Annotated in this window: 18 protein-coding genes; 8 read left to right on the forward strand and 10 right to left on the reverse strand. The window is 37.9% G+C overall.

Annotated features, from left to right (window positions below):
* The first annotated feature begins 4 nt into the window (after nucleotides 1-4).
* From H8Z77_RS10355 to H8Z77_RS10365, 3 genes are all read left to right on the forward strand, one after another.
* The gene (locus H8Z77_RS10355) at nucleotides 5-652 is read left to right on the forward strand and encodes a flavin reductase (protein WP_186996949.1); all 648 of its coding nucleotides are present in this window, start codon (nucleotides 5-7) and stop codon (nucleotides 650-652) included.
* Between the two features lie 499 nt (nucleotides 653-1151).
* Nucleotides 1152-1556, forward strand: a complete 405-nt coding sequence (locus H8Z77_RS10360) for an Hsp20/alpha crystallin family protein (RefSeq protein ID WP_069986906.1) — start codon at nucleotides 1152-1154, stop codon at nucleotides 1554-1556.
* Between the two features lie 155 nt (nucleotides 1557-1711).
* Nucleotides 1712-2161 (forward strand): DUF6560 family protein, encoded by a 450-nt coding sequence (locus tag H8Z77_RS10365; protein ID WP_366472191.1) that lies wholly within the window; start codon nucleotides 1712-1714, stop codon nucleotides 2159-2161.
* A 79-nt stretch (nucleotides 2162-2240) separates the two neighbouring features.
* On the opposite strand, the gene H8Z77_RS10370 is transcribed toward H8Z77_RS10365, so the two are convergent.
* Nucleotides 2241-5429, reverse strand: a complete 3189-nt coding sequence (locus H8Z77_RS10370) for an alpha-L-rhamnosidase (RefSeq protein WP_186996951.1) — start codon at nucleotides 5427-5429, stop codon at nucleotides 2241-2243.
* Nucleotides 5430-5619: 190 nt separating this feature from the next.
* Between H8Z77_RS10370 and H8Z77_RS10375 the strand changes: the two genes are divergently transcribed.
* Nucleotides 5620-6615 carry an AraC family transcriptional regulator gene (locus H8Z77_RS10375; RefSeq protein WP_186996952.1) on the forward strand — a complete coding sequence of 332 codons (996 nt, stop codon included), beginning with the start codon at nucleotides 5620-5622 and terminating at the stop codon, nucleotides 6613-6615.
* 241 nt (nucleotides 6616-6856) lie between these two features.
* Here H8Z77_RS10375 and H8Z77_RS10380 read toward each other — a convergent pair whose 3' ends face one another.
* From H8Z77_RS10380 to H8Z77_RS11745, 8 genes are all read right to left on the reverse strand, one after another.
* Nucleotides 6857-7219 (reverse strand): DUF2752 domain-containing protein, encoded by a 363-nt coding sequence (locus H8Z77_RS10380; RefSeq protein ID WP_076939102.1) that lies wholly within the window; start codon nucleotides 7217-7219, stop codon nucleotides 6857-6859.
* A complete protein-coding gene (locus tag H8Z77_RS10385; protein WP_286165577.1) occupies nucleotides 7206-7715 on the reverse strand; it encodes a DUF4234 domain-containing protein in 510 nt (169 codons plus the stop codon). The genes H8Z77_RS10380 and H8Z77_RS10385 overlap by 14 nt, the downstream gene beginning before the upstream one ends.
* Before the next feature lie 118 nt (nucleotides 7716-7833).
* On the reverse strand, nucleotides 7834-8349 hold the full coding sequence (locus H8Z77_RS10390) for a heme-degrading domain-containing protein (protein ID WP_069986911.1): 516 nt from the start codon (nucleotides 8347-8349) through the stop codon (nucleotides 7834-7836).
* Nucleotides 8350-8632: 283 nt separating this feature from the next.
* Nucleotides 8633-9604 carry a P1 family peptidase gene (locus H8Z77_RS10395; RefSeq protein ID WP_186996953.1) on the reverse strand — a complete coding sequence of 324 codons (972 nt, stop codon included), beginning with the start codon at nucleotides 9602-9604 and terminating at the stop codon, nucleotides 8633-8635.
* Between the two features lie 91 nt (nucleotides 9605-9695).
* On the reverse strand, nucleotides 9696-10094 hold the full coding sequence (gene rpsI / locus H8Z77_RS10400) for a 30S ribosomal protein S9 (RefSeq protein ID WP_069986913.1): 399 nt from the start codon (nucleotides 10092-10094) through the stop codon (nucleotides 9696-9698).
* Nucleotides 10095-10118: 24 nt separating this feature from the next.
* Entirely contained in the window at nucleotides 10119-10547 is a 429-nt protein-coding gene (gene rplM, locus H8Z77_RS10405) for a 50S ribosomal protein L13 (protein WP_069986914.1), read from the reverse strand.
* A 300-nt stretch (nucleotides 10548-10847) separates the two neighbouring features.
* Nucleotides 10848-12269, reverse strand: coding sequence for a spore germination protein (locus H8Z77_RS10410; RefSeq protein ID WP_186996954.1), 1422 nt, complete (start codon nucleotides 12267-12269; stop codon nucleotides 10848-10850).
* Between the two features lie 405 nt (nucleotides 12270-12674).
* Complete coding sequence (locus H8Z77_RS11745; RefSeq protein ID WP_186996955.1) at nucleotides 12675-14444, reverse strand: LTA synthase family protein; 1770 nt, start codon at nucleotides 14442-14444, stop codon at nucleotides 12675-12677.
* Between the two features lie 608 nt (nucleotides 14445-15052).
* Here H8Z77_RS11745 and typA point away from each other — a divergent pair.
* The 4 genes from typA to H8Z77_RS10435 all read left to right on the forward strand — a co-directional run bounded on the left by typA (nucleotide 15053) and on the right by H8Z77_RS10435 (nucleotide 18982).
* On the forward strand, nucleotides 15053-16867 hold the full coding sequence (gene typA, locus H8Z77_RS10420; protein WP_069986917.1) for a translational GTPase TypA: 1815 nt from the start codon (nucleotides 15053-15055) through the stop codon (nucleotides 16865-16867).
* Between the two features lie 69 nt (nucleotides 16868-16936).
* Nucleotides 16937-17656 (forward strand): tRNA1(Val) (adenine(37)-N6)-methyltransferase, encoded by a 720-nt coding sequence (locus H8Z77_RS10425; RefSeq protein WP_186996956.1) that lies wholly within the window; start codon nucleotides 16937-16939, stop codon nucleotides 17654-17656.
* A complete protein-coding gene (gene rsmI, locus H8Z77_RS10430; protein ID WP_069986919.1) occupies nucleotides 17656-18486 on the forward strand; it encodes a 16S rRNA (cytidine(1402)-2'-O)-methyltransferase in 831 nt (276 codons plus the stop codon). Before H8Z77_RS10425 ends, rsmI begins: the two co-directional genes overlap by 1 nt.
* Nucleotides 18487-18547: 61 nt before the next feature.
* Nucleotides 18548-18982 (forward strand): PPC domain-containing DNA-binding protein, encoded by a 435-nt coding sequence (locus H8Z77_RS10435; RefSeq protein WP_186996957.1) that lies wholly within the window; start codon nucleotides 18548-18550, stop codon nucleotides 18980-18982.
* Nucleotides 18983-19570: 588 nt separating this feature from the next.
* Here the strand turns inward: H8Z77_RS10435 and pyk are convergent.
* On the reverse strand, nucleotides 19571-21331 hold the full coding sequence (gene pyk, locus H8Z77_RS10440) for a pyruvate kinase (protein WP_186996958.1): 1761 nt from the start codon (nucleotides 21329-21331) through the stop codon (nucleotides 19571-19573).
* Nucleotides 21332-21585 lie beyond the last annotated feature (254 nt).

Below are 21585 nucleotides of genomic sequence, written 5' to 3' on the forward strand. Positions count from 1 at the left end.
TGTTATGGATTTAAAACCGTTAATGCAACTTTCTTATGGAATGTATGTTGTTGGAGCAGACGACAATGGCAAACCAGCGGGATGTATCGTCAACACAATTTCTCAAATTACCAGCGAAAACCCGATTGTAGCGCTAAGTATGAATAAAAACAATTATACCCACGATGTAATCCTCAATTCTGGAAAATTTAGTGTTAGTATTTTATCAGAACAAACAGACCCAACTGTCATTTCGTATATGGGATTTTCCTCCGGGCGAGATACCAATAAGTTTGAACAGGTTGCTTATCGTATGGTAGAAGATATGCCTGTTTTGACGGACCATATTTCCGGGGCATTCCTCTGCAAAGTAGTGGGCAGTTATGAAGTGGAAACACATACGATTATTTTAGGCAGGGTAGTGGATACCTTTGATTATAACGATGATATCCCTCCAATGTCTTACCGTTATTACCATCAGGTCGTAAAAGGAAAAGCTCCTAAAAATGCGCCTACTTATGTAAAGGAAGAAGTAACAGCAGAACAGCCAGAAGAAGAAATTTATGTCTGTACTGTTTGCGGTTATGTTTACCATGGGGATTTAACAAAAGAACCGGATGATTATGTTTGTCCAATTTGTAAGCAGGGAAAAGATAAATTTGTAAAAAAATAATTTCGTTTTATGAAAAAAACAGGCATCTAATAAGATGTCTGTTTTTTTGTTCTGATTTAAAGTGATGTTAATTTTTGGATTTAAATTAGATACGCAACAAAAATATTTAATATAAGGTTTTCCAAGGTAAAGCGGGATTGTATAGCACAACTGTATTACAAAGGTTTATATTACAGGAAAAGGGCTGTAAGAAACTTCCTTTGGAGAGGAAATTTATTATTTCAAATTCGAATCAATTATCTGTTCATAAGTGTTTTTATTTCTTAGTAGAATGGATAAAAGATGAAAAAGATTTGAAAATATCTTTATAAATAGAAACCAGATAGAAAATATTAGATACTTGTAATATATTATAATTTCCATCTTTTTGGATATCAAAATAGGTACAGGAATTTATGAATGGTGTAATTCAAAATATAGAAAATGGTGGTTGATTTTTCACTCAATGGGAAAATATTTCATACCATAAAATGAAAACCAACGAAAAGAGGGGCAACCAATGTTTGAACTAACTCCATTTGAACAGGAAAGCCAAAGTTTTTATCAATATTTAGAACAAAATCTATTTGATTTAGTTGGACTTTCCCATTACCACACCAAAATACAGGAAACTGAAAAAACCTATGAAATACAAATAGAACTGCCAGGGTTTGAAAAAGAGGATATTTCAATTACAATTCAGCAGAATAAAATGGTCATTGAAGCAAAGCAGCATAAATTAATACAGGAGCAAACGGCTGATTACCATACTAGTAAAAATGAAAGCCGGGCATTTGTAAGAAGTTTTGACGTTTCCAATGTGGAAACGGATCAAATTACAGTGGATTATCGGCAAGGGTTATTACGGCTTTCCCTTCCCAAAAAAGAACCATCCTCTATTCCCATAAAGAAGATTGAATTATAAACTGTAGAAAGGTAAAATAAAAACTGGTTTTCTTTTTTAAGATGGCCAGTTTTTATTTTGTTTTACCAGGTCAAGGCGTTACTGCCATAAAGGTTGACACTAACAGCATGATCGGATACAATCAATGATATAGTAAGTTACTGCTGGAGGATATAATTGCGATGAAAAATTCGTTTGCAGTATGGGTATCAGAGTTGCTCAAGGAGATGACAGAAGAAGAGAAATTTACAAATACGGTATATCTATTGAGTTATTATCCAATTGTTTTCCATATTTGTGCAGCGGCGTTCGCTGTTATAGAACTTATAGCGATACTTGCAGGTAATCTTGTTTGTATCATCTTTTTTGCTGTTTGCGTCTTGTTAACAGAGTTTTGTGTATGGATGTGCCGCAGGCATAAAGTTGTGATCGAAGGTGATGTTTTGCATTTAACACCTATGATCGGAAGATCAAGGACAGTTCGTTTTAGCGATCTCACTTCTTTTAAGGAAATACCGAAAATTGGAGTGAAACTTTATGTGCGTACTAAAAAGGTTTGTACCGTATCTTGCGATTGTGTTGGTTACAAAGAATTTTTACAAATGTTAAAAAACAGGGTCATTTAGAATTGAAAAATTCCCATCTATGAATTTAGATTCATAGATGGGAATTTTTAGTTCGTTTAGTTAGGATAAGAAAAATACTTTATTTTTTCATTTTTTTCATAACATAGGCTGCACCGCCTGCAATTGCCAGGATTGCAACTCCAGCGATTGGAAGGGCAACATCCCCTGTTTGTGGAGAAGCTTGTGAGCTATTGCTCGAAGGTTTAGAATTTGGTTCTTCTGATGGATTGGATGGAGTTGGTTCTGTATTATTTGTTACATATCCATCAGCCACAGAAACATTTAGTTTATCACCATCTATGGTAAAGTCATATCCACCAGCTTCTACGGTAAAGGCTGCTACCGTTTCACCATTGTTTTCTTCCATACCAATAAAGGTGATTCCTTCTACATTAATGGATTTTGCCATTTCTTCTGTTACCGGTAAATATAAGGTTGCGGAAGTATTAGCAGGGATTTCAGCGTGATAGGAAGACATAGTTCCATCATTAGCGGTCCAGTTGGAAACAATATTTCCGTAAACGGAATCATAACTGCCGTTTGCATAGGTAATGCGACCACTCTCATCAACAGTAGGTTGTAAGATAATCGATTGGAAACCAGGGTTATCTTCATCTGCATTGATACCGGACATGTATTCATACATCCATTCCAGACAAGCACCATAAGAATAATGGTTAAAGGAGTTCATACCAGAATCACCAAAGCTGTTTTCCACAGAATAGGAGTTCCAACGTTCCCAAATAGTAGTAGCGCCATTTTTTACAGAGTATAACCAAGAAGGCATGCTGTCTTGTAACAGCAGGTCATAAGCCACATCTTCCGCACCAATTTCGGTCAAGACAGGGAGGATGACATTAACACCGAGGAAACCAACTCCCAAAGTGTTTTCATCATAGCCTTCCCGGATGGAACCATCCTCGTTTTTGATGTTAATAATCAGGTTGGCAATCATAGTATCCCGTTGTTCGGTAGAATCATACAGACCACATTTTAAAGCCCAAAGCAGAGCGGTTTGAGCATTATCAATTACTGGATAGCCATGATTTGATGTTGTTACACCATCTGCTGTAGAGGAAAGAACATTCCCTTGTTCATCTACATATTTTTTCATAAAGGAGGATTTTAAGGTATCATATTTCATATCGTATTTTTGTTTTGCATTGGAATTACCGATAGCATCCGCCATTTTACTCATCAGTTGGGTGGTGTAAATCTGATATACAGCATTTAAATATGGAGTGGACGCACCACTAAATGCTAGCCAGTCACCAAATAATCCTGCATTATAACCTTGTTTATCTACAGTATCCATATAAGCATCCATTTGGCTGTAATACTCCTCAATTAAAGTGGTATCACCGGTTTGCTGATAGAGTACCCAAGGGATAATAACGCCAGCATCGCTCCAACCACTAGCTACTGTAGTAGCAAAGAAACCTACAAAACTGCTCGGCATAATGGCACCATAAGCATCTCCGTTTTGAGAGGCGTGTTCCTGCATTACTTCATTGTAGTTTTCCAGGAAAGAAAGGACATCATAGTTGTAAACACCGGTTTGCGCGAATAACTGGGCATCCCCGGTCCAGCCTGCACGCTCCCCACGCTGTGGGCAGTCGGTTGGAATGGATAAATAGTTACCCTTTTGGCTCCACAGTGTGTTACTTACCAATTGGTTAATGTCTGCATTGGAGGTTTCCAAATGACCTGTTTGTTCTCCAACGGCAGTAATTACTTTGCCTTGGATGTTATGGATGGTAATATCCTGGTCAGCTGTAATTTCTACATAGCGGAAACCATGATAGGTAAAGGAAGGTTGGAAGGTTTGTGTCGCATCATCAGAGAAGGTATAGGTATCGGTTACTTTCGCGTTTGTAATTGCCCGCATATATAGAGTATCTTTTGGTCCATCACTTCCACCTGATTCTAAAGTTGGATTTTTTCTACCGTCATTAAGCATTTCCGCATGGCGTAAAGTCATAGTTGCCCCTTGTGGGCCACTAATAGATAGATTGGTAACCCCTACCATGTTCTGACCCATATCCACGATTAATTTATCACCAGCTTTTAAAGTAATGTCTTTGGAGATATCCACATCATGCTTGGTAACAGCACCAAAATCATTTCCAGCTTGTTCTGGTGTTAGTGTTTCACTGTCATTGTATGTAAAGGCGGACACAGGGTGTTGGGTGTATTCTTCTGCTACTCTAGCAACTGCTTTTGTACTGGAATGTAATTTCCCTACGTAGTTGCCTTCTGTCACATTGGACCAGTTGGATGTATCATATCCAACATTGTTCCAACCAGCTACTTTTTTTGCGATATTTGCGTCGTAACTTTCACCGTCAAAGTAGTCGTTTGCAGTAACTGGACTGTAATCACTGGATTTCCAATCGTTTTGGTTGGTGTTGATCACCTGAGTGGAGCCATCCGCATAGGTAATTGCCAGTTTTGCGATTAGCGCCAGTTCGTTGGTTGCGCCTTCACCAGAATCACCGATTACATCTTGATAAGCGCCAACACTGCTGATGTTTCCAGCGTACCAACCTTTGCCCAACATAACACCCATTGCGAGGCTGTCCCCAGAAATATAATCTGTAACATCATAAGTCTGGTAGTTGGTATAATATTTGTAATCCGTCCATCCTGGATTGAAGATATCGTCTACGGTTTCTCCATTTTGTTCCGCTTTTACTTCCTGTCCATTTAAATATGCGGTGTAAATTCCCAAGGAAGAAATATAAAGTTTCGCGGAAGCTACTTCTTTACCAGTTAATTTTTGTTCGGTGCGTAGCATAGGAGCGCCGTTTTCCTGGCTGGTAGGCATAATCCATTTGGCATCGCCAAAATCACATCCAGTGTCAAAATGGGCGGGCTCTGAAGTGATGGATTTACCTTGTTTGTCCACTACGGTAACAGTCCAGCAGTAATGGGTTTCATTTTTTAGTTGATTGCCGTTATAGGAAATTCCACTGGATTGGCTGCTGGATACAACACCAGAATCCCAAATTGGATTTCCTGTTGTGTTGTCCTGATACAATTTAATTTGATAGGATTGCTGCCCTTGTCCAATTAGGTTGGAATCCATATTCCAACTGAATCGGACTGCATCCTGGAAATCTACTCCCAAAGGGTTTACCTGATAATTGATTGTCAAATCATCAATTAAGGTGTAAGAATCCTGGGCAAATGCGGGCAGGGAGGATAACCCCACAGTAGTAGCCATAGCTGCGGCAATGACAGCGGCTAACATTTTTTTCGACTTCATAAATGATCTCTCCTTTTCTTGAAAGTGTAAGATTATTTTATAGATGATAGTTTTTATTTTAAAAGGAATCCACTCAATAAACAATAACCTGTTGCTACAGGATTCGTAACATAATCTAACATCAACTAATTAAAATGTTGAAATATAGGAAATGATTTAGTATAATATATACAAAAGGGAGGGGATAGATGTGGAACAGAAAAAGTTTTATCAATTGATACAAAATCAATTGGAACAATGCAATTATTATAAAAATATAAATTTCAAACCAACCATAAAAGAAGAAAAAGAGTATTGGGAATTAGAAATTGAACAACAGGGATTTTTTGTATTAAAAAGTAACGGCTGGTTTGATGATGCTCATATTTGTGTAAATTTTCATATCAATGTTCCTGTTGCCTTAGCCCTACATCGTCATGATTTTTTTGAAATTATCTATGTATATCAAGGTGAGATCAAAAACCAGGTAGATGGAAATTTAATTGAGATGCACCAAGGGGATATTTGTCTGCTCAATGCCAACGCGATCCATCAGATCAGTAAAATTGAGGGAGAAACAATCGTACTAAATATTTTGATTGAAAAAAGCCTGTTTGAAAATGCTTTTTTCTATGTACTAAATGGGAATGAACTTATTTTTAATTTTTTTGCCAATTCCTTGTATAAAAAGAATCAGGAGCAGAATTATATGCTGTTTCCGCTTATGATGTATCAACACACAGACGCTTTGGAGATGTTACAAAAAATTATAGCAGAATCTTTTACCAAACAAAGTAATTATCAAACCGCAACAGAACTCACGATAATACTATTATTCTTAGAGTTAACAAGGGCTTACCGTTCCTATCAGGAACGGGAAAGCGCTAGGGAATTAAATGGCCCTGATATTTCCCAAATTGTCCAATATATTGGAGAGCATTATCAGGATGTTACAGTAGAGTCTACCGCAAAGCAGTTTAACTACCACCCCAATTCTTTATCCAGAATATTAAAAAAATATACAGGCAGTACATTTTCTGATATTATCCAAAAATTCCGTATCAATGCGGCAAAGGATTATTTGGAACATACTACGATGTCCATTGATGAGATTGTATCTTTGGTAGGATATGCGAATAAAAGCTATTTTTATCGGATTTTTCGGGAGGAAACAGGAATGTCTCCGGCAGAGTTCCGAAAAAAATAGTGTACCTATTGTTTTATTATTGGAATCGATAAGAATGGACAGGGCATTAAACAGAAACTGAATTCATTTATAATCATAAATTTCTATATAAAATAAAAGCAGGCGAAGACATTGCAACGCCTGCTTTTTATAGTTTTTTGTTAAACTTTATCAGAAAAAAAGGTTTAAAATACAGGAAAAGAAGCGCAATAGTTACATATTGTAATGTGGTGCTTTTCCATATTGAAGTTATATCGTATAATTATGGGGATAAAACATTGCGTAGTATTCCGAAAACAATTAACGCAATACTATACAATAAGAGTAAAATCTGATTCCATTTTGGCAAAGTCTTATTGTTACAGCATTGAACAAAATAGAGAATCAGTTCTACTATAAGCAGAGGACCAGTGATAAATAAAAACTGATTTGCTTGATAAGCACCAACCAAATCCCCTTGGGACAGATGTAGGATTAATCTGGTAATACCGCAACCTGGACAAAAAAGTCCAGTGACGGTGTGGAAGAAACAGGGGATTGCGGTCCCAGTAAGCTGTATCCATACCAAGTACAGGAACCCAATACAGATGAAGCCTACCATTGGTTTTATTTTATATCTGTCCATGAATTCTTTTGTTAATCGTATCTTGGATTAGAATAAAGTTGACAATGCCCAAACCAAAAAGGGATAGTATCAAAAATACAATATGAAATGTAGGGGCCTGCCTTTTGATACAATCCACTTTTTCGCCAGCCCGATAAGACCAGTAAATAAAATAAATATTACAGGTTACTAAAGTCAATAATAAAACCATTCCACCGGAAAAGGCATTCCTATCCCCAGTAAGATCATTAAGGTCATTGTTCAATACAACGAGCCAGTAAAATGGATAAATACCGCATGTAATAATGGAAAGAATAATGCACATTACAATATTTCTTTCTTTAAAGCATCGGTGTGGACCATTATTTGTAGTGGTATATGGATTATATGGCATGGAAGGATCTTGTGGAGGTGGTGGAGGTTGGTGTGTTGGTACCATTGGGAGTGGATTTCCACAATTTAGGCAAAACTGCATACTGTCATCGCAGGCAGCACCACATCGTTTACAATATATCATCTTTTTCTCCTCGCAAATCTGCTCAATTAAGATAGCATTATTATATCGTATTTTATAAAGTGATGCCAATTGGAATCAAATCAGAAAAAGCCCGCATGACCATGCGGGCTGAGGTTTTTTATTCATAAGATAATGTTAAGTCCAGATCAGGCACATCTTCCATTTTGAGCCATTCTTTTAGACCTTTTACGATGAAGTCATGGTCTAACTGATGTGGAAAATTAGATACAGTCAATACCGCAACAATCTCGCCTGTTTTTAGGCGGATTGGAAAACCGCCTCCACACAGTACATAATCAGAATCACTTAAACCATGGGTACTGATTTTTTCCCCAGTGAGGAAGGAGGATGCCCATGCCCCTAAAGAGCTTCTTTCCATTAAACATACGGTGTTGAATTTTCGGTTCATCCAGTTTTGGTTGTTTTGGTTGGTATTCCCTACGGCATGATAAAATACCATAGTACCGTTTAATTTGCGGATGGCTACTGCAAGGGACTCATTACTTTCATATACTTTGTTCACTAAAAAACAGCCTAAATCCCAAGCGTCTTTGTTGGAGAAATGGGGAAATACCAGCATTTCTTCCTGCTTTAAAATGGTCTCATTTATTTTGGTGTAATTTTGTTTGTCCATCGTCACAACCTCCTAAATAAACTTCTGTTTTTTTAAGCAACAACAGCTTATACAACTATTATAACATTTTTGTGCAAAAACTGCTATTATGATTCCAAAAATATTTTTAATGTTTTTAGAAAAAAGAATTGAAGAATTTTTATAGAAATATCAAAATGCCTTTCATTGAATAGCCAATTTTATATTTTTGTCGTGATGAAGTATGTCAGTGTATCGAAACAAATAGTAGCTTATTCACTTATGGTATAAGATAAGCTTGATATCAGTGATAATAGGAATATAGTTACTTTGACAACATAGTTTGTGCTGATTTTAGACCATACGCTGGTTCCGCGGAAAGGGCGGCACGGTTAACAGCGCGTGCCATTATTTCAGTAGCCATTGTATTGAATGCATCAGGGGATACTTCTATTTTTCCATTTGCCATAACAAATATAGTATCGCCATCCGCTGTGGAGTGTGCTGGACGGATGGTTTGTGCAAAGGCGTTATGCACAATGCTTGCCGCCTTATTACACTGGCATTTATCCAATTTCGCATTGGTAATTACACAGCCAATTGTTGTATTGCCATTCCATAGATTTCTGTTTTGTTCTATTTCTTGATAGAGACACTTCTTAGTGTCCGCAAAACCAGTATGGTCTTGATTCAAAAGCCCTGCAAGAATTCTTCCAGTATCGTAATCAACTACATCACCTAAGGCATTAACAGCGACAATAGCCGCACATTTTACATTACCAATTTGTGCGGCATAGATTCCTATCCCACATTTCATCATATCTACGGTGTTATGCAGCTTCCCTACAGTTGCCCCAGTACCTGCTCCAACATTCCCTTGCTCTGGCTCAGGATTTATATATGCGTTTTTGCAGGCTTCATACCCCATTTTTTTATCCGGTCTACTGTGAAAGTTAACCAGTTCCAGATCAAACAGGGAAGCTCCACAAACAATGGGAACACGACCGATTCCTACATCAAAACCAACGCCTTTTTCCTCCAAGAATTGCATTGCTCCATCTCCTGCTTCCAGACCAAATGCGCTTCCACCTGAAAGCATCACACAGTGGATTTGTTGCACTGTATTTACTGGTTTCAGCAATTCTGTTTCTCTGGAAGCTGGGCTACCACCACGAACATCTACTCCTGCCCACGCACCATTTTCACAAATAATAGCCGTACAGCCTGTTGCGTTGGCTTCGTCTTGTGCGTGGCCAATTCGAAAGCCTGGAATCTCGGATGTTTTAATTTCTTTCAACGGTAGTCCTCCTTTTAATAAGCCATTTGTATATTACAAAAAACCTCCCAGGGTATTCTGGGAGGTTTGATCAGTTTTTAATAAAATAAAACTAACGTTTCGAGAACTGTGGAGCTCTACGAGCAGCTTTAAGACCGTATTTCTTACGTTCTTTCATTCTTGGGTCACGGGTCAGGAAGCCTGCTTTTTTCAGAATTGGACGCAATTCTGGATCAAACAGCAACAGCGCACGGGAGATGCCGTGACGGATTGCACCAGCCTGGCCAGTTACACCGCCGCCTGCCACATTACAAACAATATCAAATTTACCATTTGTATTGGTTAATTCCAATGGTTGACGAACGATTAATTTTAATGTTTCCAGACCAAAGTATTCATCAATATCACGGTTGTTGATAGTGATTTTACCTGTACCTTGGTATACACGAACTCTAGCTACAGAACTTTTTCTTCTGCCTGTACCGTAAAAATATGGTTTAGATTCATACATAATAAGTGTGCCTCCTTCCTTTCATTAAAACTCGAGGTTTTCTGGTTTCTGAGCATCGTGGGAATGGTCAGCACCTTTGTAAGTTCTTAAACGACGAGCAGCTTGTCTTCCGATTACAGTGTCAGGAAGCATACCTTCGATAGCAAGTGTCATTGCTTTTTCTGGGTTAGTTTTCATTAAAGTATCGTATTTGATTTCTTTTAAATTACCAATCCAGCCTGTGTGCCATCTATAATATTTATTTTGCAGTTTGTTACCAGTCAGAACAGCTTCTGCACAGTTGATAACAATAACGTGGTCACCACAATCTACATGAGGAGTAAAAGTTGGTTTATGTTTGCCACGAAGAATAGCAGCAGCTTTAGCAGCCACACGACCCAGTGGTTTGCCTGCTGCGTCAATTACATACCATTTACGGCTTACTTCATTCGCCTTTGCCATATAAGTTGACATGGTTGTTACCTCCATTTAAAATACAAAACTAAAAAAGCCCGATCAGCTTTTTCTCACCTAACCTATTATATCTAGATCAAAATGGTTTGTCAACACCTTTTTTCGAGAATTTTAATTTATATTTTTTTATCTCTTATTTTCGCTTGTTTTCTTTTGTTATCTCTTTATTTCTAAATTATTATTTTTTTAAATCCAAAATGATTTTTTTGATGGAAATGAAAATGTTACGTATTCAGAAGAAAATTCGATAAAATATGGGTGTATTTTAAAATAATAGAAAAAAACCGCTGATTTTAACAATCAACGGCGTTTTTTGGTGGTATGATTTTTGATGTTCATACGAAATAGATGGCGTTTTAGTATCTGCCAATTAAATGGAACCAAAGGATATAAATAGCATTTTCCTGTGACAGTTTTGTTGCACACCAATACAATTAATAGGAATAGTACCCCAGCGACAAATCCCCATATTCCAAATGCTCCGGTAACAATTAAAAGAAGGATCCGGAAGAATTTCAACGCATATCCCAATTCAAATCCTGGTTGGGAGAAATTTGCCAATGTGACAAACGCTTGGTAGAGTAGCGCCTGAGGAGAGAACCATCCAGACTGTACTGCATAGTCTCCAACAATAATCGCCGCAATGATACTAAGGGGAGTTGCAAGCATATTTGGAGTATTTAAAGATGCCAGCTGTAAACCGTCAATGGCAACTTCTAACATTAAAAGCTGTAGCAGTAAAGGGACGGAGATATCCTCGGTAATTAAAATAAATTTTAACCATTCCGGAACAATATCTGGGTATTGGGTCAATAAAATCCAGACAGGTGTTAAGAAAATAGCTACAAATAAAACGGCAAATCGGCTCAATCTTAGATAAGCGCCTGTTAATGGGGGAAAATAATAGTCGTTAGCTTCCTCCATTAAATGAAAAATAGTAGAGGGAAGAATGATGGCGGAAGGGGAGTTGTCCACTAAAATAGCAATGTCTCCCTCTAATATTTGGGCGGCTGTGGTATCAGGACGTTCGGTAAATTTTACTTTCGGGAAGGGGTTATACCATTTTCTTTTTAATAATACTTCTACTAAACTTTCCTGATTCATGGTCAAGGATTCCACATCTGCTGATTTTAGTTTTTGTACAATCTGATTTAGTAATGTTTGGGATACTTTATTGTTCATATAACAGATGGAAACATCAGTATGAGAAATTGTACCGATTGATAGATGTTGCATACAAAGTTCTGGAGAACGGATGCGTCGCCGGATTAATGCGGCATTCAGCACCAGTGTTTCTACAAAACCATCATGGGAGCCACGGAACACCTTGTCCTTTTCCGGCTCTGAAGTAGTTCTTTGTGGGTAGGTTCTGGCATCAATTAAAACTGCCCGGTCAAACCCATCCAACATCATCACAATTTGCCCAGAAAGCAGTGCCACAAATAGTTTATCAAGGTCATCTTCCAATCCAATTTCCCCATAGGAAATACAGGATTTTGAAAAAGTATAAGCATCTGTCAGCAATTTTTGATCTTGTATTTTAAAAAAGGCGTCCATCATTTTTGTCATGATTTCATCTTTCGCAAATCCATCTACAAAAAAGAAACAAGCCGTTTTATCCATAATCTTTATGGTGCGATACACAATATCAAAATTTTTATCACAATGCAGCTGTTCTTGAAACGTTTTGATGTTTTGGTCTATGTTTGTACTGATTTTCATACAGCATCCTCGTTTCTGTAAAAGTTATAGTACACTATTACTATGTGCTATTTTTTTGGAATCATGCAAAAACAAGGTAAAACTGTGATAAAAATGAAAAAGGGATGTTCTATATTCTGTTTGTTTGACATAACAATATGTTAAGCAAAATAGTTGGGAGGCTGATTCTTGTTAGGGCAATACCATATTTTCCGATGGCTAATTGGTTTGTTTCGGAGAAAACAGTAGCATTTTTCTTTACAAAGGCAATCGTTTCCTAAAATAGTAGCTTTAAAAGCAGCTAAAACGGAAAAAAGCTTGTAGAATTTTCTACAAGCTTTTTTTATCTCATTTTATCGAATAAGACCACGAAGTGCATTTTAATGAAAACAAAATTCATACAGAGGTGCCATATTAGGCAGAAAGTCAAGGAGTATTTACAGAATCCCTAGAATAAATTTCCCCCAATACACGGTCATAGGTTAAATCGTCCAACACCTTATTGTTCTCTATTTCTACTGAATAATTGCTAGAGTAAACCGGTGTTGTCTGCATCTGGTCCAACATTGTGGAGATAAACGGCGTTTGTTCCCCACCGGTTAGCTGGACAATTAAATGAGGCAGGTAAAAGGCAGAAACAGTCTGTTCTACATTCCTAGATGCACCATAATTATTCCAAATAACAAACGGCTGTTGATACAGGACATAGGCATTTTCTGTGCTAATATCCGCTAAATCATAGGAATCTGAGCTATCAGTAAAATAAGGATAATGGTCTCCCACAAATAACACAATAGTTGGCTCATCCAATTGTTTTAACTGTTCCATTAGCATAGCCAAGGCCTGGTCTGTCTGCTGAATCCCCGCCATATAATATTCAAATTCTGTCATACCAGAATCCAAATTATAGGGCTGGTGGTTTTGCATCGTAGAAGTATAAACATAGGCAGGCTGTTCGCTCTGTTTTAAGCAGGAAATAATTTCATTAAAATCGCTTTTATCATCAATGTATTGGCGAAATTTTGTTGTATCTGTCTTAAAATCATCTTGAAAACGGAGTTCATCAAAGTTGTAGTTGTTATAAATCTGATCCCTATCATAAAAGCTATTGAGGAATGGGTGAATATAGGTGGTGGAATATCCTTGCGATTTATAATAATCCGCAAAGGTAGGCTGGGAAGTTTCCCGTTCTGGCAGCATCTTTTGTGGAGAAGTACTGTCATTTAAACTTTTCATTGGCAGCCCAAACATCAATTCAAATTCGGTTCTCACGGTAGTGTTACCAAAGGTAGGAACAACACAGTTTCCGCAAATACCTTCTTTTGCAAACTGGTCAAAGTTCTGATAATATTCATCCAAGTTTGGTATACCATCTAATCTGCGGAAATCCGCAAAGGATTCTGACATAATCATAACAACATTCGGCTTCTGGTCGGAAACTGCCGGTTTAGCTGGCTGTAGTTCCTTTCGGATTTCATTTTCAGAATAGCTTTCTGGTTCTTCCGGAGAGTTGAGAATCTGTTCCGTAGAGGTTTGTGCTAAATATGCGATCAAATTATTCTTTTTAAATTTATCGTCACATTCATAGTTGTTGGAAGCTTCCTCATTATCCAGTGCAAATGCGGAATATACAAAATTGGAAACGGGAGTAGCTACAATAATGCTGACTGTTAATACACAACTTACAGCTGTAACTAAACGTTTCAGCGGTTTTTGGGCAAAACGAATTCTGGGATTAAACCAGAAGATGACTGCAAAATATGTGATAAAAATCAAAATATCTATGATAAAATAAGCGTTTAATTGTACTCCGGCAAACTTCATTAGTTGAGAAGTGTTCCCCGCCATAAATAAATCGGTTAGTACAAAATGAGAACCACTGGATTGGTATTTATAATATTCCACGAACGAAATAATAAACAAAAATAATCCCGGAACAAAAGTAGCAATAAAACCACTTTTGACAAGGCACAATACTGTTAAAATGACAGCACCTAATAACAAAGTATCAAACAAAATAACAGAAAAATCATGGACAATAAACCCAATTAATGCTCCAAAGTCCTGTAGATGATTAAATTCACACAGCAGGATTAGAAATAAAGGCGATGTCCAAAGAAATACCTGGTTTAATTTGTAGTATTTTGTTGTGTTTTCTTTTCGTTGTAAACGGAACCTTTTGACTACTTGCTTCACGGTTTGCACCGTCCTTTCTCCGGTTCGGATACAGTTAAAAAAGTTTGATGATTTTAGCCAAACGTTCATATTTGCTTTATCATCTTCGTATTTGATTCATCAGTAAATAGGTACCATAGTTTATAAAATGTGCTTTATACCTTTTTAACTAATAAAGTATATTGCAAAATTCAACTCTATTTTATCTAGTATAATGAATAAATAAAAAGATACAAGTAAGTTTTTATGAAAAAATAGAGAACATATGTGAAATTAGATAATTTGTGTATATAAAGTATAAATAATTATGATTTATTAGATAAATTGCTTATATGTGTTTTTATTTTATACCATATGTTATTTGAATAGCAAATTTATTTTTTGTAGGAACTCCCAAAAATAAGGTAAAAAAACTATCAATATGATCAATTTCTAAATCATTGTGAACCACTTATTTGGGTATTTCCCTATCTTGATTCTGGTTTTGAGGTATGATAAGATATTATAGGATTATTAGAAAAATGATAGTAAATAGGATGTTAACAGAAAAAATTCTTTTTTTGTTGGAAAAACATTGGAATAGAAGGAAAATTGCGGTTCCTTCTCAATAGCTGACGGGAGGCTTTTTTGTGATAAGAAATGATTTGAGAAACATTGCGATTGTTGCCCACGTAGACCATGGTAAAACCACCCTGGTAGATGAAATGCTAAAACAGGGCGGCGCTTACCGTGAAAACCAGGTAGTGGAAGAAAGGGTAATGGACTCGAACGACCTGGAACGGGAACGTGGTATTACCATTTTATCAAAAAACACTGCTGTATATTATAAAGATACCAAAATTAATATTATTGATACCCCTGGACATGCCGATTTTGGCGGTGAAGTAGAGCGTGTATTAAAGATGGTAGACGGGGTTATTCTGTTAGTTGACGCTGCGGAAGGCCCTATGCCGCAAACACGTTTTGTGACCCAGAAAGCTTTGGAACTGGGGTTAAAAATTATAGTAGTAGTAAATAAAATTGACCGTCCAGACGCCCGCCTGGATGAAATCCCAGATGAAGTATTGGAATTATTGTTGGATTTAGATGCTTCTGAGGAACAATTGGAAAGCCCAATTTTGTTCTGCTCTGGACGTTCCGGTACTGCTTCCCTCTCCCAATACGAGGAAGGAAAAGATTTAACCCCATTATTTGAAACAATTTTGAATCATATTGACCCTCCTTCCGGAGATGAAACCAAAGATACCCAGGTATTGGTTTCTGCCATTGATTACAATGAATATGTAGGTCGTATTGCTATTGGTAAAGTGGAAAGCGGTGTTGTAAAACAAGGAGAAGATGTTACCGTTTGCGATTATCACGAAAGCAAAGACCCATACCGTGGCAAGATTGTAAACTTATATCAGATTGACGCATTTGGTAGAACTCCTATTAAAGAAGCAACTGTAGGGGATATTGTTTGTTTTTCCGGTATCGAAAAAATTACAATTGGGGATACTATTTGTAAATTGGGGAATGTAGACCCATTGCCATTTGTAAAAATCAGCGAACCTACGGTAGAAATGACTTTTGGCGTAAACGATAGCCCATTTGCGGGGCAGGAAGGTAAGTTTGTCACCTCCCGCCAGATTCGGGAACGGCTGCAAAAAGAACTGTTAAAAGATGTTTCTTTGCGTGTTTCGGACACAGATTCCACCGAAAAATTCAATGTTTGTGGACGTGGAGAAATGCACCTGTCCATTTTAATTGAAAATATGCGCCGCGAAGGGTTTGAACTCTCAGTAAGTACTCCTAGAGTTCTGTTTAAAGAAATTGACGGCAAAAAATGCGAACCAATTGAACGGGTAGTAATTGATGTTCCAGAAGAATCCCTGGGTTCCGTTATGGAAAAAATGGGCCAGAGAAAAGGGGAACTGGTTCAGATGGCTCCACAAGGTAGTCGTATGCGGGTTGAGTTTTTAATTCCATCTCGTGGGTTGTTTGGTTATCGAAATGAATTCCTTACCGATACCAAAGGCGAAGGGATTATGAACACCATTTTCGATAGTTATCAGCCTTTTAAAGGAGAAATTCCAACCCGTTCCACCGGAAGTTTGGTTTCCTACGAAACAGGTACCGCTGTTACCTATGGTTTGTACAATGCCCAGGAAAGAGGAACTCTGTTTATTGGTGCCCAGACCCCTGTTTATGAAGGGATGGTTGTTGGTTGTTCTCCAAAACAGGAAGATCTGGTAGTAAATGTTTGTAAGAAAAAACAGCTTACCAACACCCGTGCTAGCGGGTCAGATGATGCTTTGCGCTTAACTCCACCACGTGTGATGAGCTTGGAAGAATCTTTGGAATTTTTGGCGGAAGACGAGCTCTTGGAAGTAACACCAGAATCTTTGCGTATTAGAAAACGCATTCTAAGTAATGTACAACGCGCAAAACAAAGAAATAAATAATAAAAAAATTGGGCTGCTGCCATGTTGATGCAAATCAAATCGCAGCGCCCTTTGTATTTAGAGGAAACGATGTTTGAATATCAGCTAGAACGGTTAAATCGGAATATTGTAGTGTGCGTTACCCCAGAGCACAAATTCGGTACAGATGCTTTTTTGTTGGCAAACTTTGCTTCCCCAAGGCGGAAAGATTTGGTCTGTGATTTGGGGACAGGCTGTGGGATCATTCCATTCATTTGGTGTAAACGCCATAAGCCAAAGGAAATTTGGGGGGTGGAAATTCAGCCTCAGGGGATTGAGCAGTTCCAAATTGGACTGGATCATTCCACTGTGGAACCAGTAATCCATCCAGTTTGTGGGGATTTAAAACAACTATCTGGTATGCCATTCGGACAGTTTGACCTGGTAACCTGTAACCCACCTTATTTTTCGAATGGGGCTGGATTCTTAAGCGAAATGTCTGCGGAACAGGTGGCACGCCATGAAACAAGGTGTACCATACAGGATGTTTGCCAATCGGCGGTAAAACTGTTAAAATATGGAGGGAAGCTCTGTATTTGTCAACGTCCGGAACGCTTGGCGGATACCATTTGCAGCATGCGGGAAGCTGGTTTAGAGCCAAAACGACTACGGATGGTGGCAAAATATCCGGATTCTACACCATGGCTGTTTTTGTTGGAAGGCAAAAAAGGAAGCAAGCCGTTTTTACAAGTCATGCCGACATTAGGAATTTATGAAGGGGAAGAATTTTCCCAGGAAATGCAGAAAATTTATGATTGGGAGGCAGAGTAGTGGCAGGTATCTTGTATGTTGTTGGAACGCCAATTGGGAATTTATCCGATTTTTCACCTAGGGCAGTGGAAACACTGCAGCAGGTGGATTTTATCGCTGCGGAAGATACCCGGGTAACTTTAAAGTTACTCAACCATTTTGGCATTAAAAAACCGATGGTCAGCTATTATGAACATAATCTTCGCCAGCGTGGGGAGCAGATTATCCAGCGCATTTTAGCTGGAGAAAATTGCGCGATTGTTTCGGATGCCGGAATGCCTTGTATTTCTGACCCTGGAGAGGATCTAGTAAGGCTGTGCGCAGAATATCAGATTGAGACTAGGGTAGTACCTGGGCCAAGCGCAGTGATTTCTGCTTTATGTGTCAGCGGACTGGTGACATCCCGTTTTTCCTTTGAAGGTTTTTTAAGCACCAACAAACGGAGCCGCCTGGAACATCTCACTTCCATCCGGAAGGATACCCATACCTTGATTTTTTATGAAGCGCCTCATAAACTGCTTTCTACCCTAAAAGATCTTTATGAAACGTTGGGGGACCGAAAAATCTCTCTGGTGAAAGAGATTACCAAACTACATGAATCAGTCAACCGGACAACATTGGCACAAGCGGTGCAATATTACACGGAAAATACGCCAAAAGGGGAATTTGTGCTTGTGCTGGAAGGGGCTGTTATTGCGGAAAACAATGAGGAAGAAATGACATTAGAACAGGCAGTACAACTGGCAAAAGAACTGATGGAGCAAGGGCACCGTCCAAGTGATGCGGCAAAAGAGGCGGCAAAACTGACTCAGTTCAAAAAAGCGGAGATTTATAAACAATTAATTGATTAATTGTGGAAAAACAGTTTGGTTTTTAGAGGTAACTGTTGAAAAATAATTAGGAGGTAGTGTTATGGAGTATCGTAAATGTGGAACCACTTATGTAGTGCGGCTAGATGTTGAGGATGAAATTGTGGAATCCTTACAGCGACTTTGTGAAGATGAAAAAATTGATTTAGCTCAGATTTCTGGGATTGGGGCATTAAAACAGGCAGAAATTGGAGTGTTTGACACCACGACAAAGCAATATCATAGCAATACTTATACTGGCGTTTACGAGATTGGAAATTTAACCGGAAATATTTCTACCATGAATGGGGTACCATACTTTCACCTGCACATTACTATCGGCAATATTAACCACCATGAGTGTTACAGTGGGCATTTAAACAAAGGTGTGGTTGGTGCCACAGCCGAATTATTTGTTAACGTCATTGACGGAAAAATCGACCGGGAATTCAGTCCAGAAGTGGGATTAAATATTATCCGATTTGTTGATGAGAATTAGTAGCCAACTACGAAAGGGCTTTGTTTCTGAGATAATTTTTTTGAATTTTGCAACGATAACCATCAAGATTTTGATGGTTTATCTAGAGACTCTAAGTTAATAAAAACGGATTTTTACTTATTATAGGTAGTAAAAGAAATTTTTTACTTCTTTTCCGTAGATAGTGTATTTACTTTTTTATTGTTGTTTTTTGCCAATTGTATTACTGTATTACGATATATTGCAAAAAGGCTGGTCCTATAGGAACCAGCCTTTTGTATAAGAGAGAAAATAGAATCAATAGTAACTTTCAAGAAGTTGTTCCGGTGTTCTTTAGCATATCGATATCTGTAAGATATTAAAAGATAAAATAAGTAAAAATTCGGATGATGTATTATTATAAAGATGGTTAGAAAATATTTGTTATGAAAAATAACTTTTCTTTTTAATAGGAATATCAATGATTGTTTCGGTTTTCAGGACAGGAGCTATTTTGGAAAAATTTTTAGTAAAAAATATTATGTGACATTATCCCAATACCGAAAATCTATACAAAAAAACGTGGAATCATAATCGATTCCACGTTTTTTATTAAATAATAAATCAAAATTAGTGTTGATGGGTGCTGCTGATAATACCGCGCTCTGCATCCATCTGTACGGTAATACCATGTTTTAACACTTTCGTAGCATCGTGTGCGCCAATGATAACTGGAATATCCAAAGCTAAACCAGCAATTGCCGCATGGGAGTTCAATCCGTCCTGTTCTACAATGATACCAGAAGCATCTCGGATTACATCAATTAAAGTATTATCTGTTTGAGGAATTACCAAGATATCGCCCTTTTTAAATTTTTTCTTTGCTTCTTCCGCATTACGGCATACACAAAGATTGCCACACATGTTACCGTGGGAAATTCCTGTACCAGAAATCAATACATTTCCCACTACATGGACTTTAATCATATTAGTAGTACCGGAAATACCCAGAGGAATACCAGCTGTGATTACAACCAGATCTCCACTGGAAAGATAGCCGGCCTCGGTTGCAACATCTACTACATGGTCAAACAGCTCGTCCGTTGTATCTTTTTCCTGTAAAAATACAGGATAAACACCCCAGGAAAGGTTCATCTGGCGGTATACTCTTGGATCTGTAGATCCACCAATAATTGGAACATTAGGGCGGAACTTGCTAATTTCTCTTGCGGTCATACCGGATTTTGTCACTGTAATAATCGCAGTCGCCAATAGGTTGTGGGCTGTTGTAACGGTAGCTTTGGAAATTGCGTTTGTAACATTTGTTGTTTCTTCTTCGCTGGTAGCTTCTCTTGTTGCAAACCGTTTTTTATAGTGGATATTTGTTTCGGTTTCTTCTGCGATTCTCGTCATTGCTTTTAAGGCTTCGACTGGATATTTACCAGCAGCTGTTTCACCAGAAAGCATAATGGCACTGGTACCATCATAGATAGCGTTTGCCACGTCACTGGTTTCCGCTCTGGTTGGGCGTGGATTTTGCATCATGCTGTCCAGCATTTGGGTTGCTGTAATCACCTGTTTCCCAGCTCGGTAAGCTTTTTTAATTAACATTTTCTGAATAGGTGGAAGCTGTTCAAAGGGAATTTCTACTCCCATATCGCCACGGGCAACCATAATACCGTCTACTAGGCGCAAAATTTCATCAATATTCTCCACACCTTCCCGGTTTTCAATTTTTGCGATAATCTTCATCCAGTGGCAGTTGTGCTTATTAAGAATGCTGCGGATATCCATAATATCCTGGGCAGAACGGGTAAAAGAAGCCGCAATAAAATCAAACCCGGTTTCAATCCCAAATACAATGTCGGATTCGTCCTTCTCACTTACATAAGGAAGTGAAAGGCTAATGTCAGGGACATTGATACTCTTACGATCAGAGATTTTTCCACCATTTACAATAGTACAGACAATCTTTTCATTATCAAAAGAAGTTACTTTTAGTTCAATTAAACCATCATCAATTAAAATTCTTGTTCCTAAGGCAATATCTTTTGGAAGGTCTTGGTAGGTAATGGAAACACCGGTTTCATCTCCGATACGCTCTTTGGTGTAAAGGGTAAAAGTGTTTCCTTCTTTTAAAATAGCTTTGCCATCTTTTAAGGTATGGATACGGATTTCAGGACCTTTGGTATCCAATAAAGTTGCAATGGGAAGCCCTAATTCCTCACGCATTTTCACAATTTTGTCAAAACGCTGTTTGTGTTCTTCGTGAGTCTGGTGAGAAAAGTTAAAACGCGCTACGTTCATACCAGAGAGCATTAATTGACGCAATACTTTATCGTCATCGGTTGCTGGGCCTAAAGTGCAGATGATCTTTGTTTTTCGTAGCATAGTGAAATCAACCTCCAAAATATCGGAATAGCAGTATAGCGCTACTACCATCTTAATCAATATACGACCAAACATTGATTACAATGATGAGGTCGTTTATTCTTTTAAATTATACTATAGACAATTTCAAATTACAAGCGTGATGATGCAAAGATTGCATAAATTTATTACAATTTATTTGTTTAATCTCCACTATTAATGCACAGGATAAAAACAATTTTCATATGATACAAAAGATAGGAATTGAGGTGAGA

It is taken from the genome of Clostridium facile, from assembly GCF_014297275.1.
GTDB classification, from domain to species: Bacteria; Bacillota; Clostridia; order Oscillospirales; family Ruminococcaceae; genus Massilioclostridium; species Massilioclostridium facile.